General features: G+C 33.5%; 14 protein-coding genes and 1 pseudogene. 12 read left to right on the top strand and 3 right to left on the bottom strand.

Going from position 1 to position 13,155, the window contains the following annotated elements; all coding sequences use genetic code 11:
• The 5 genes and pseudogenes from ACFVR2_RS00605 to ACFVR2_RS00625 all read left to right on the top strand — a co-directional run.
• Window positions 1-955 (top strand): annotated as a pseudogene (locus tag ACFVR2_RS00605) (hypothetical protein); the annotation flags it as partial.
• 242 nt (window positions 956-1,197) lie between these two features.
• Entirely contained in the window at window positions 1,198-1,971 is a 774-nt protein-coding gene (locus ACFVR2_RS00610; RefSeq protein ID WP_387357953.1) for a YhcN/YlaJ family sporulation lipoprotein, read from the top strand.
• 612 nt (window positions 1,972-2,583) lie between these two features.
• Window positions 2,584-3,165 carry a TetR/AcrR family transcriptional regulator gene (locus tag ACFVR2_RS00615; protein WP_387357955.1) on the top strand — a complete coding sequence of 194 codons (582 nt, stop codon included), beginning with the start codon at window positions 2,584-2,586 and terminating at the stop codon, window positions 3,163-3,165.
• A gap of 27 nt (window positions 3,166-3,192) precedes the next feature.
• Window positions 3,193-3,651 (top strand): GNAT family N-acetyltransferase, encoded by a 459-nt coding sequence (locus ACFVR2_RS00620; protein ID WP_387357957.1) that lies wholly within the window; start codon window positions 3,193-3,195, stop codon window positions 3,649-3,651.
• Between the two features lie 179 nt (window positions 3,652-3,830).
• A complete protein-coding gene (locus ACFVR2_RS00625) occupies window positions 3,831-4,340 on the top strand; it encodes a BofC C-terminal domain-containing protein (protein WP_387357959.1) in 510 nt (169 codons plus the stop codon).
• A gap of 72 nt (window positions 4,341-4,412) precedes the next feature.
• Here the strand turns inward: ACFVR2_RS00625 and ACFVR2_RS00630 are convergent, their stop codons facing one another.
• Window positions 4,413-5,024, bottom strand: a complete 612-nt coding sequence (locus ACFVR2_RS00630) for a GNAT family N-acetyltransferase (RefSeq protein ID WP_387360410.1) — start codon at window positions 5,022-5,024, stop codon at window positions 4,413-4,415.
• A gap of 194 nt (window positions 5,025-5,218) precedes the next feature.
• Here ACFVR2_RS00630 and ruvA point away from each other — a divergent pair, with 194 nt between their 5' ends.
• The 6 genes from ruvA to yajC all read left to right on the top strand — a co-directional run bounded on the left by ruvA (window position 5,219) and on the right by yajC (window position 9,613).
• Window positions 5,219-5,836 carry a Holliday junction branch migration protein RuvA gene (gene ruvA / locus ACFVR2_RS00635; RefSeq protein WP_387357961.1) on the top strand — a complete coding sequence of 206 codons (618 nt, stop codon included), beginning with the start codon at window positions 5,219-5,221 and terminating at the stop codon, window positions 5,834-5,836.
• A gap of 5 nt (window positions 5,837-5,841) precedes the next feature.
• Window positions 5,842-6,843, top strand: coding sequence for a Holliday junction branch migration DNA helicase RuvB (gene ruvB / locus ACFVR2_RS00640; protein ID WP_387357964.1), 1,002 nt, complete (start codon window positions 5,842-5,844; stop codon window positions 6,841-6,843).
• A complete protein-coding gene (locus tag ACFVR2_RS00645; protein WP_056472616.1) occupies window positions 6,840-7,037 on the top strand; it encodes a DUF2905 domain-containing protein in 198 nt (65 codons plus the stop codon). The genes ruvB and ACFVR2_RS00645 overlap by 4 nt, the downstream gene beginning before the upstream one ends.
• An 87-nt stretch (window positions 7,038-7,124) precedes the next feature.
• Window positions 7,125-8,153, top strand: a complete 1,029-nt coding sequence (gene queA, locus ACFVR2_RS00650; RefSeq protein WP_387357967.1) for a tRNA preQ1(34) S-adenosylmethionine ribosyltransferase-isomerase QueA — start codon at window positions 7,125-7,127, stop codon at window positions 8,151-8,153.
• A 20-nt stretch (window positions 8,154-8,173) separates the two neighbouring features.
• Entirely contained in the window at window positions 8,174-9,313 is a 1,140-nt protein-coding gene (gene tgt, locus ACFVR2_RS00655) for a tRNA guanosine(34) transglycosylase Tgt (RefSeq protein WP_056472622.1), read from the top strand.
• Between the two features lie 27 nt (window positions 9,314-9,340).
• The gene (gene yajC, locus ACFVR2_RS00660) at window positions 9,341-9,613 is read left to right on the top strand and encodes a preprotein translocase subunit YajC (protein ID WP_387357969.1); all 273 of its coding nucleotides are present in this window, start codon (window positions 9,341-9,343) and stop codon (window positions 9,611-9,613) included.
• Window positions 9,614-9,775: 162 nt separating this feature from the next.
• Here the strand turns inward: yajC and ACFVR2_RS00665 are convergent, their stop codons facing one another.
• Window positions 9,776-10,159: a TIGR04086 family membrane protein gene (locus ACFVR2_RS00665; protein WP_069035161.1), complete on the bottom strand. Its 384-nt coding sequence runs from the start codon at window positions 10,157-10,159 to the stop codon at window positions 9,776-9,778.
• Window positions 10,160-10,383: 224 nt separating this feature from the next.
• On the opposite strand from ACFVR2_RS00665, the gene ACFVR2_RS00670 reads away from it, so the two are divergent.
• Complete coding sequence (locus ACFVR2_RS00670) at window positions 10,384-11,034, top strand: DUF421 domain-containing protein (RefSeq protein ID WP_335412581.1); 651 nt, start codon at window positions 10,384-10,386, stop codon at window positions 11,032-11,034.
• A 505-nt stretch (window positions 11,035-11,539) separates the two neighbouring features.
• Here ACFVR2_RS00670 and spoVB read toward each other — a convergent pair.
• The gene (gene spoVB / locus ACFVR2_RS00675; protein WP_387357972.1) at window positions 11,540-13,096 is read right to left on the bottom strand and encodes a stage V sporulation protein B; all 1,557 of its coding nucleotides are present in this window, start codon (window positions 13,094-13,096) and stop codon (window positions 11,540-11,542) included.
• Between the last annotated feature and the right edge of the window lie 59 nt (window positions 13,097-13,155).

The following is a 13,155-nucleotide window of genomic DNA, read 5'->3' on the forward strand; positions in this document are numbered from 1 at the left end:
ACGGGCATATATGGGACCAAATGCACCGCAAACATTACCGGCATATATGGGACCAAATGCACCGCAAACATTACCGGCATATATGGGACCAAATGCACCACAAACATTACCGGCATATATGGGACCAAATGCACCACAAACATTACCAGCGTATATGGGACCAAACTCAAATTATCCTTTTTATCCACGTGGTGAAGGAGGGGCATTACCAACATTACCGAGTTTTGGAGCTATGCCGATGATGCCAGGAGTAACTGGAGAAGCACCAGTTCCGCCAACTGCGATGCCAACACCATTACCAGCACCAATGCCATTACCGGCACCAATGCCAGGAAATAATGCGCAAACACTACCGGCATATATGGGACCGAATCCAAATGTAGCCCAAACATTACCGGCATACATGGGACCGAACGGAAACTTCCCACAAACATTACCAGCATATATGGGACCAAATGAAAACTTCCCAGCAACAATGCCGGCATATATGGGGCCAAATGAAAACTTCCCAGCAACAATGCCAGCATATATGGGACCAAACGCAAACTTTCCAGCAACAATGCCAGCATATATGGGACCAAACGCAAACTTCCCAGCAACAATGCCAGCATATATGGGACCAAATGAAAACTTCCCAGCAACAATGCCAGCATATATGGGACCAAACGCGAACTTCCCAGCAACAATGCCAGCATATATGGGACCAAACGCAAATTTCCCAGCAACAATGCCGGCATATATGGGACCAAATGAAAACTTCCCACAAACAATGCCAGCTATGGACTATCCAAAATTCCAAGGCGGACCAGTTGTTTCACCGTATGCTACAGGACCGACTCCAATGTATCGTGATGCATCAGAACCTTATTTTGATCCAAATTCGCAATTATTTACTCCTTATGCACAAAATCAGTCTTCCTACGGAGTGCCTTATTTTGAGGAAGATGAACAATAAAGAATTTTATTTAAAAAGGCGATTAATTACTAATCGTCTTTTTTTTATTTAGTTATTTTAATACAGGAATTAATTGGATTAGAAATTAGTTCTCATGTAACATCCTTTAAAGACCACTTTTTTACTTAAAATGAGTTTCGAACCATCAATTAACAATTTAAAATCCACCTAAAAAGGTCAACCTAACTTTGTAATACAACTTTAGTATTACAATTAGCTGTAATTAAAGGGAGGGTTTTATATTGAATAAAAAAGGTCTTATCGTTGCTACAGGTACGGTGCTAACAGTTTTAACATTATCTGCTTGTGGAACAAACAATAATGCCATGAATGACCATAAAAGAAATGTTGGTTATGAAAAAGTAAACTTCAATAGACCGACAAACCCTTATGCGGTTAATTATCGTTATGAAAACGTAAACTATCCTAATAACCAAGATTATTTCACAAAGAAAAATAATCACTACGGAAATGATCGTATAAATGAAGGCTTAAGTAGTGAGTATTCTAATGATGGCGTAATCCATAACGGAACATATGGAAGAAATGTCAACAATATGAATAGAAACTACACGATGGATCAAGTTCGTTATAATAACGATTTAAACACAGCTCCTCTTGTACCATATACAAATATTAGTACAAATACTAATATGAATGCTGGTGAACGAAAGTTTGCGGACCAAATTTCTAAACGAGTAGAACAAATGTCAAATGTAGCCAAAGCAAGCACGGTTGCTGTTGGTGATCAGGTTCTTGTTGCAGTAGATTTGGTAAATAAAAATGTTGATGAAAGCGCATTTCGATCAAAAATCAAAGACGCTTTATCACCATACACGAGTGGTAAAAAAGTATATGTAACATTTGATGGAACAATTAGAAATAATTTAAATAACATTACAAATAATGTTCCAAATGCCACTAAAAATGTATTATACGATACAAAAGAAAATGTTAAACATATGTATCGTAATGTAAAAAATGATGTTAAGGATGCAACTAATCCAAACCGATAATAATCAATTTTTTACACTGAAAAGGAAGAAGCTCTTTGCTTCTTCCTTTTCACGCTGTTGAAAAACAAACAACCATATCAAATTTTCGTAAAAGGAGTATAGTGATAATGATTTCCACTACGGGATACTCGCTTTCCATGGGGCGAGATTCTTAAGCCTCCTCAGCGAGCCTGCGGGGGCTTTAGCCTTCTCGCTTATCCCATAGGAGTCGAGCACCCCTTTCGTTCCCATCAACTTATTCATTAAAAAAGTCTGCAATAAATCCTAATCAAATAGCCTTTACTTAGAGTAAACTAACAGTTGTTTATTAATAAGTTTGTAGGTCAATTAACATCGAACATTAATTAGTTATTGGAATCATAAAATTGCTCAATCATATTAACAATTAATACAATTAATAAATTATCCAAAAAATGATAATTACAGTTACATAAATCTCTTGTTTCTTTGCAACTTACAAAACTTTTCTTAATTTGATAATCGAAAATAAGAACCTTTTAGTTCTTAGAATAGTTTAACAATTCGTTTGATGAGGGTTAAACAATATGGTAAAGTGATTTTTATATTGACCAAAAGTTCGAAGCGGTCAATTGGTTAATACGAGAATTTGAGGTGAGTTTTTTGAAAAAGCAAAATATTTTACAAGCTGCCACAAAGTCATTTACCATTTTTGGCTATAAAGCAACTACAATGAGTCAAATCGCAAAACAGGCAAATGTTGGAAAGGGAACGATCTATACTTTCTTCCAAAATAAAGAAGAATTGTTTGATGAAATCATCAATAATTTGATTACTGAAATGAAATTTTTAGCTGAACAATCCATTCATGATGAAGATTCATTCATTGAAAAAGCTCATAAAGGAATTGAAGTTTTTATTGCTTTTCATAATGAACATGAATTAACAATAAAGTTACTTCAGGAACAAAGAGAAATTGGAACGAATATAGTACATGATGCTTTAAAACGATTGAATCAATCAATCATTCTATACATACAGAAAAAAATTGAAGAAGCAATAGCAAAGAAAGAAATTGTTGAATGTGATCCCGAAATAACTGCTTTGGTAATGTTTCGACTTTATACAACACTTAAAATTGATTGGGAGAAAGAGCACGAAGCTCTAAGTCCTAAAAAAATTACTGAGTTATTTAATTTTTATATCCTAAATGGTTTGTCAAAAGGGCAGGATTAAGGGTCAGAGGATTAGGAGGAGAAAATTTTGATTTTTAAATTAGACAATAAAGATAAAAAAATGGCAAATTTAATTTTAAATGTACAGTTACCCGCATATAAGGTAGAAGCAAAGTTAATCAATTTTGAAGGAATACCACAATTAAATGACAATGTCGAATGTATTAGAGATTCCCAAGAAATTTTTATCGGTTATGTGATTGAGAATGATTTAAAAGGATTTTTGGCCTATACAGAAGACGATAACGAATATCAAATATGTAGATTAGTAGTACATCCTAGTTGCTTTAATCGGGGCATTGCAAGAAAATTAGTTAATTATTTTTTAAATGAAATTGCCAAAAAGAAAAAGGTAATTGTTTCAACAGGTTCAGATAACATACCAGCCATTAATTTATATAAAACTTCTGGTTTTAAATTTCATAAGAAAATTGAAGTGGCACCTAATTTTTTTATATCTCTATTTGAAAATACAACTGGTAATTAAAGATAAAATTTCAATTATGTTCATTTCATCCCCCTTTCCTAAAGACAACTCTTTAGGTTTTTTTGTTTAGAAGATTAATGGCCATTTACATATAAAAATTATAAACATCTTGGATAAAGAAAAAAGGAATGGTCAAACTAAAAAAGCTTGTATGATTTTGTCTAAAGGAGTGGATGTTTGTGAAAAAGTTCATTTTAATATTTGTTTGTTTACTAGCTTTATTAATACCGGCACAAACTGAAACATTGGCGGCTCATAATGATCTTCATCAGAGTTCTAACAAAAAGGGAATTACAATCATTTTACATAAAGTATATATAAACGGTGAAGTCATTGAGGAAATTTATATTAATCAACACAAAACGTTGGGTCAAGTAAAAAAAGAATTTAAGGGTTGGAAAGTCATTGAAGAAAACGATGATCAAATCGTACTATTGAAAAAAATAAATGATCTTTCACCTACTTTAAAGTCGAAAGGTTATTTAGGAATAAATTCAAAGGGAGTTTTGAATTTATATATTGGAGTGCCAAGTGGTAATAATATTATTGAATCTTTTTTTCAAATAGATACGAATAGATTAGAAGTAAATAAACAAAAGCAGCTTGAAAAAGGGATTAAAATTTCGACCAAAAATCATTACGAGTATCTATTACATTACTTAAAAGAGTATGAAAGAATCGTAAATTAAATTTCGGAATTCAACGATGGTCAATCGGACGACGATCTAAAATATCATATAAAAAAGAATCCACAAGGTAATTCATTTTCCATGTGGATTTTTTGTATTTGTATGGTTCGAGTCATTTTTTCTATCTGGAACTTCCAATTCCTCAATTCTTTCCCATTCACTTCGTAAAATTGAATAAACATAAGTATCATGCACTGAACTACCTTGTATTAAATACTCGCGTAGTAGACCCTCATTCGTAAATCCTATTTTTTCAAGAAGTTTTTGGGAAGGTAGATTTTCTGGATAAACGATCGCTCCAATCCGATTTAGTTGAAGAATATCAAATCCGTAAGATAATAATGCTTTTAAAGCTTCTGTCGCAAAACCTTTCCTCCAATAGTCTGGGTGTAGTTCATAGCCAACTTCAGCCCTTTTGTTTCGTTCTTGGTAGGCAGTAAATCCACATGTTCCGATTAATTTGTTTGTTTCATTATCAATCATCCCCCATCGGATGCCATTGCGCGCTTCGTACATTTCTCTAAAATAATGAATTACGTCCAATACTTCACTACTATTTTTTAGTGCATCTAGTCCATAATATTTGGTGACATCTTCTCTTGATAAAATATTGAACATTCGATTAAGATCAGTGACTTTAATTTCTCTTAAATAAAGTCGCTCTGTAGTTAGAATTGGAAACATGTTCAAATCGAATGGCCTCCCTATGGATTTTCTTAAGTATGTAGCTTTTAAAATTTTGCTAAATTTATTAGTCATTTTTATAGAAACTTTTTCGTTAAATCATATGTATAAAATTTTTATTTTCGACAGCCGACTATTTTTTTCCTTCTTCTATCTATGGTACAATGGAATACATGTAAAAAGGGGAGAAAACCATGTACGAATACATAATTGGAAAGATAGAATGGGTTGGACCGGAATATATAGTAATTGATCATAATGGAATGGGCTATCAATTATTTACACCTAATCCATATGTTTTTAGACCTTCAAATGAAATCATAAAAGTTTATACACATCATTATGTAAGAGAAGATATTATGATGTTATATGGTTTTAAAACACTAGATGAACGTACTTTATTCCAAAAATTGTTAAGTGTGTCAGGAATCGGTCCTAAAGGTGCCTTGGCAATTGTTGCGACTGGAGAGCCAAATCAAATAGTTCATGCGATAGAAGAAGAGGACGAGGTATTTTTAACAAAATTTCCTGGTGTTGGTAAAAAGACAGCAAGACAAATGATCCTTGATTTAAAAGGAAAACTTGAAAAAGTCTTTGGAGCAGTTCAAGTCGATTTATTTACTGACCTAGATGCTATTGAAGAGAAAGAAAGTGCAGCATCTTCATTAGATGATGCAATTGAAGCATTAAAAGCATTAGGCTATGCAGAAAAAGAAGTTAAAAAGATCGTACCGTTATTAAAGAATGAGAAACTTTCAACTGATGAATATATTAAAAAAGCACTTCAATTACTATTGCAAGCTAAGAGGTGATGAAAATGGATGACCGAATTTTATCTGGTGAAAGTAGTGGCGAGGAATTTGATCAAGAGCTTTCACTAAGGCCTCAATCATTAAGGGAATATATAGGGCAAGATAAAGTTAAAAAGAATTTGCAAGTTTTTATTGAAGCTGCAAAAATGCGAAATGAGTCTTTAGACCATGTTCTATTATACGGTCCTCCTGGATTAGGTAAAACCACTTTAGCAGCGATTATTGCGAATGAACTAGGTGTTGGATTCAAAACGACTTCAGGACCAGCGATTGAGCGTACTGGAGATTTAGCAGCTATTTTGACTTCACTTCAACCAGGTGATGTATTATTTATCGATGAAATTCACCGATTGCCTCGAACAGTAGAAGAAGTACTTTATCCAGCAATGGAAGACTTTTTCTTTGACATCGTAATTGGAAAGGATGCAACTGCTAGGTCGGTAAGAATTGAGTTGCCACCATTTACATTAATAGGTGCAACAACTAGAGCAGGTCTCCTTTCCTCACCACTTAGAGATCGTTTCGGAGTATTAAATCGATTAGAATTTTATACTGTTGAACAGCTCGCATTGATCGTTAAAAGAACAGCAGAGTTATTTGGAATGGGAATTGAAAATGACGCTGCTTTAGAGGTAGCTAGAAGGTCTCGAGGTACACCTCGAATTGCAAACCGTTTATTACGAAGGGTTAGAGATTTTGCTCAAGTTCAAGGGAGTGGAATCATTACCTTTGAAATAGCTAAAGACTCTTTAATTCAAATGCAGGTAGATGAAGCAGGTCTAGATCATATCGACCATAAATTGTTACTAGCGATTATTGAGCGATTTCGAGGTGGTCCTGTTGGGGTTGATACGATTGCAGCTTCAATTGGGGAAGAGTCACAAACGATTGAAGATGTATATGAGCCATATTTACTTCAAATTGGCTTTCTTCAGCGGACTCCTAGGGGACGAATTGTTACTGATTTAACATACAAACATTTCGGGTTGCAGGTGCCAGAGCAATGATTGATTTGTCAAAAATTTTAATTACATTAGGAATTATCTTATTAGTTGTTGGATTGTTTATTCGATTTGTTGGGAAACTTCCAGGCGATATTTTTATAAAAAAAGGGAATGTATCGTTTTACTTTCCGATTGTAACTTGTATTATCATAAGTATTTTACTCTCACTTATTTTTTCACTATTTGGGAGAAAATAAGTGAGTAGGAATAAATAGAGTTTGGAAAAGGGAATTGTGGATAATCTCCCTTTCTCCTTACTCCTGAAATTTATGAGGTGTGTAGAAATGGATGTAAACTTATTTGATTTTGATTTACCTGAAGAGTTGATTGCTCAGACTCCTTTGTTGGACCGAGAAGCATCGAGACTAATGGTATTGCATAAAGAGTCAGGAAATGTAGAGCATAAACAGTTTCCTGATGTGTTAGATTATTTACAAGAGGGCGATTGTTTAGTTTTAAATGAAACAAAAGTCATGCCTGCTAGATTATTTGGTGTAAAAGAAGATACAGGTGCTCAAATTGAAGTATTATTACTTCAACAAGAAGAGCAGGATGTATGGGAAACATTAGTAAAGCCTGCTAAAAGAGTCAAAGAAGGTACAATCATTTTATTTGGAGATGGCAGATTAAAGGCAGAATGTGTAGGTTCTAGTGATCAAGGTGGAAGAAAATTAAAATTCCAATACGATGGGATTTTTTATGAGATCTTAGACCAACTAGGTGAAATGCCACTTCCTCCATATATTAAAGAAAAATTAGAAGATAAAGATCGTTATCAGACAGTATTTGCAAAAGAAATTGGTTCAGCGGCTGCGCCTACTGCAGGTTTACATTTTACAAAAGAACTTTTAGCTAAAGTTCAAGAAAAAGGTGTAAAGTTAGCATTTATTACATTGCATGTAGGTTTAGGTACATTTAGACCAGTAAGTGTAGAATCAATTGAAGAACATGATATGCACTCAGAATACTACTATATGTCTGATGAAACGGCTAAACTGTTAAATGAAACGAAAGCAAACGGTGGTAGAATCATTACTGTCGGAACAACTTCTACTCGTACAGTTGAAACGATTGCTACAGCTAATAATGGTAAGTTTGAAGGGGCTAGTGGTTGGACGTCTATCTTCATTTTCCCAGGATATAAATTTATGGGAATTGATGGGATGATTACGAACTTCCATTTACCAAAATCAACTCTAATTATGCTGATTAGTGCTTTAGCAGGAAGAGAACCAGTTTTATCTGCTTATAAAGAAGCAGTAGATCAAAAATATCGCTTTTTTAGCTTTGGCGATGCAATGTTAATACTTTAAGAATTGAAAGGAATCGAAAAATGACAGCAATTCGTTATGAACATATTAAAACTTGTAAACAAACAGGTGCGAGATTAGGAATTGTCCATACTCCACATGGTTCATTTGAAACTCCAGCATTTATGCCTGTTGGAACTTTAGCCACTGTTAAAACAATGGCTCCTGAAGATTTAAAAGCAATGGGATCAGGTATTATTTTAAGTAATACTTACCATTTATGGTTAAGACCTGGTCATGAGATTATTAAAAAAGCTGGTGGCTTACATAAATTTATGAACTGGGATCGTGCAATTTTAACAGATTCAGGAGGATTCCAAGTATTTAGCTTGAGTCAATTCCGAAAAATCGAAGAAGAGGGCGTACATTTCAGAAATCACTTAAATGGCGATAAATTATTCCTTTCACCAGAAAAGGCGATGGAAATTCAAAATGCATTAGGTTCTGATATCATGATGGCGTTTGATGAATGTCCACCATACCCTGCTGAGTATGATTATATGAAACGTTCAGTTGAGAGAACAAGTAGATGGGCAGAGCGTTGTTTAAATTCTCACCAAAGACCAGAAGATCAAGGATTATTTGGAATTGTTCAAGGGGGAGAGTACGAAGACCTTCGTAAACAATCTGCAAGAGACTTAGTTTCTTTAGATTTCCCAGGCTATGCAATTGGTGGATTATCAGTTGGTGAACCTAAGGATGTAATGAATAGAGTTTTAGAGTTTACGACTCCTTTCCTACCAACGGATAAACCAAGATATTTAATGGGAGTAGGTTCTCCTGACTCATTAATTGATGGCGCAATTCGAGGTGTGGATATGTTTGACTGTGTACTTCCAACGCGTATCGCTCGTAATGGTACATGTATGACTAGCGAAGGACGATTAGTTATAAAGAATGCAAAATATGCAGAGGACTATTCTCCACTTGATCCTAATTGTGACTGTTATGCATGTAAAAACTATACAAGAGCATATATCCGCCATTTAATCCGATGCGAAGAGACGTTTGGAATGCGTTTGACTACTTACCATAACTTACATTTTCTGTTACAATTAATGGAACAAGTTCGCCAAGCAATCCGCGAAGACCGTTTAGGTGATTTCCGAGAAGAGTTTTTTGAACAATACGGTTTTAATAAGCCGAACGCTAGGAACTTCTAAAATTTACATATTGAAAGGAAGATTAAGATGGGTAATGGTTTAATGGGGATTTTACCTCTAATATTAATGTTCATAGTTTTCTACTTCTTACTAATCCGTCCACAACAAAAGCGTCAAAAGCAAACAGCTTCTATGCAAGCTGGAATTAGCAAAGGCGATATGGTTGTAACAATCGGTGGATTACACGGATTAGTTGATGCTATTAACGAAGAAAATAATACAATTACATTAAAAACTACTGATGGATCACGTATGGTATTTGAAAAAAGCGCAATTCGTGAAACAAGAACACAAGCTTAATTTTAATTAATTGTATCGTAAGAAACGCTAGTTCCATTTTGGAAACTAGCGTTTTGTTTATTTTGTAAGAAATTTAAATTAAATCTCAAGCGATTTAGATATAACTCAAAAAAAGTTGATTATCAGACTGATTGCAAGCGCTTGTCAAAAATCTGAAAAACATTATTTATTATAAGATTTATTACTTGCCGCATTCACTCCAAAAATTGAGCCTAACATACAAACACCTAAGAAAATACCATGATACATTATTTGTTCCTGTGAAAAAGTTCGGTCATAGCCAAGAAACTGTACAAAAAATACAAAAATAGAATACGCTCCACTCGTTAATAATCCAAGAATCCAACCTTTTTCTTTCCCTTTTGCTCCTGTAACAAAACCACCAATTAACATAACGATAAATGATAGGATAAGAGTTGTTGTCGTGACACTTGCTTCTGTAAGTGAAGTTAGTTTAAGTAATAATGATAAAATCAAACTAATTGACAATACTAATAATAGAATAGTTAAAAAGCCAAAAGAGACAGCTACAGCTGTTTTTTTCATTCATATTCCCCCTTGTACACTCTTTTAATACAAGCATATTCATGAGATGAATTTTTAGAATACTTATAGGACAATTACAAATAGTAAAATTATGAACAAAATTCTACTATTATTTTCTTTATGGGAAATTAGTAGGATTTGGACTCATATTTACAGGTGTCAAGCGCTAGCTTAAGATCAATTTTTTTGAAAATCAACAAGTTTTGGATGTGAGGGTTAGTAAAATGGAATTAGGTTCTATGACGATTCGGACGATTTCAATCTATTTAATCATTGCACTTTTCTTTCGATTAATGGGTAAGAGAGAAATTGGGGAGTTAAGTTTGTTAGATTTGGTAGTTTATATTTTGTTAACTGAAATAGCAGCTATCGGAATTGAAACCCACAATGAACCGATTATAAAAGTGATTTATCCAATGTTTTTAATTGTGGTTATACAAATAATTTTTTCTCTTATCTCATTAAAAAGTGTTATGTTTAGAAAAATATTAGATGGACATCCAGTATTAATTATTAGTAAGGGAAAAGTACTAGAGAAAGAGATGAAAAAACAAAGATACACATTTGATGATCTATTGCTACAACTAAGAGAGAAGGATATTGGAGATGTAAGGGATGTTGATTATGCATTACTAGAGCCTACAGGAAAATTATCAATATTTAAAAAGGAAATAAACGGTGATATAAATTATAGTTCACTCACATTTCCACTAATATTAGATGGTATCGTACAAGAAGATAATTTAAATCAGTATCATAAAGATAAAAAATGGTTATTAGAAGAGTTAAAAAAACACGGATATGATGAATTTAAACAAGTATCTTATTGTAGCTTACGAGGAGGAGAAATATTTTTTGATAAGAAAGACGAATAATTATTGAAAAATACAAACATTAAATGAATCTCATTGAAAAAAAGTCTATTTATTATTGTTTTGATCTGTCATTTTTTTGATAAACAAGTGGTTTTGTATATAAATGTTTTAACTAACTTGCAAAAATTTAACTATCTTCTTTTTTGACGATCAATATTTGTAAAGATGTTTAAGTCGTCATCATATTGCAATATGATTAATAAAGGGTAATTCATTTGTTCGATTGAACATTCTTTTGTTTTTAAGGTTATTATTTTTTTATAAAGAGCTGATTGGAACGCAAGGGTGCTCGACTCCTATGGGAGTAGCGGGAAGGCTGAGACCCCACAGGCGGAGCCGAGGAGGCTCAGGTCTCGCCCCATGGAAAGCGAGCACCCTGTAGTGGAAATCATGACACACAACTTACTTATCAATGATCAATCCAACAATTTAATTGACAAATTCTTTTTTCAACAACATGAAACCACAAAGTACATTAATTACTTTGTGGTTTTGTTATGAACTATTATCTTGTAATTAGCTTTTTAAAGAATGGGATTCGGATGATCTCATCTTTCTTAACTAAGTTAAATAATAGAATTAATAAGATATACATTAATGTGACAACAGAAATACTTGCCAAGGTTTGTACTAATAAAGAGGATGAAAAAACGACGTATTCTTTGATGAATTTTCCGACATAAATACAAATTCCTAAAATGATTAGACAATAAACATAATCCTTAACAAAAATTGAAAAGTTGATGGCCTTTAATACAGTGAAATAGTGAAGAACTGTTATTGTTACAATACTAATATTCATAGCTAAGGCAACACCGTTAATACCGAACTTTGGATTTGTAGCTAGTAATAAAATACTAGCAATTTTAACGACCGAACCGACAAAGCTATTAATCATGGCTGAATTTGCAAGATTAAGTGCCTGCAATACAGCTTGTAATGGTCCTTGGAAATAATAAAAAATAAAGCAAGGTGCTAAAAGTAATATAAAATTCGTAGCTTGGTCACTTTTGTACATTAGTGTTAAAATCGGTGAGGCAAAGACGTATAAAACAACAACAGACCAACCACCCGCAATCATTGAGTAGCGTAGTGCTTGCTGCAATCTTCTTTCAACAGTTACACGATCTTTTTTGGCCATGGCCTCACTAATAGCTGGCACAAGTGCTGTAGATAGTGCATAAGTAATAAACGCTGGTAAAAGTAATAGAGGTAAAGCGTATCCTGCAAGTAATCCATATTGTTTAGTTGCAACAGCTGCGGTTACCCCTGCGATCGCTAAACTTTGTGAGACAACTATTGGTTCTAAAAACATTGATATTGAACCAATTAAACGACTTCCAGTTGTCGGTAGAGCAATACTTAATAGGTCGCTAAGAGTTTTTCTTCCATCTTTAATATTGTTCTTAAATCCAGAAATGAACTTTGCGTTTTTTTCTTTCTTAAAAACATAAAGCATGTAAATTAAAGAAGCTAATTCTCCTAATACTGAAGAGATAATGGCGCCACTAGCGGCAAATTCAACTCCATATGGTAAAAAAGTTTTAGTACAAACTGCAACTAGTACAATACGAACAACTTGTTCAATAACTTGGGAAAAGGAAGAAGGTCGCATATTTTGTACGCCTTGAAAATATCCACGTAAAACTGATGAGATTGCAATAATTGGAACAACTGGTGCGATTGCAATTAGTGGGTACATAGTCCTTTCGTCTGTTAATAAGTTTTTAGCAATAAAAGGGGATAAAAATATCATTGCTGTTGTAAAAATAATACTTAATATGCCAGTTATTGACATTGAAACAGCTAAAATCTTTTTTATCCGATCTTGTCTATTTTGAGCAACTGCTTCTGCAATTAATTTTGAGATGGCAATTGGTAAGCCAAGTTGTGTAAGCGTCATGACCAAAAATAGTGTCGGGACTGCCATCATAAATAATCCTACGCCTTCTTCACCCATTATTCTTGCTACAACAATACGATTAAAAAACCCTAATATTCTTGTGATGAGCCCTGCAATAAGTAAAAAAAACGTTCCTCTTAAAAACGTTTGCTTTGTCATTACTTTTACCACCTTCTCAAACAGCCTAGAATGATTTACAATTATATATATGCTAGAAA

The organism is Gottfriedia sp. NPDC057991, from assembly GCF_042886615.1.
Classification (GTDB): Bacteria; Bacillota; Bacilli; order Bacillales; family Bacillaceae_G; genus Gottfriedia.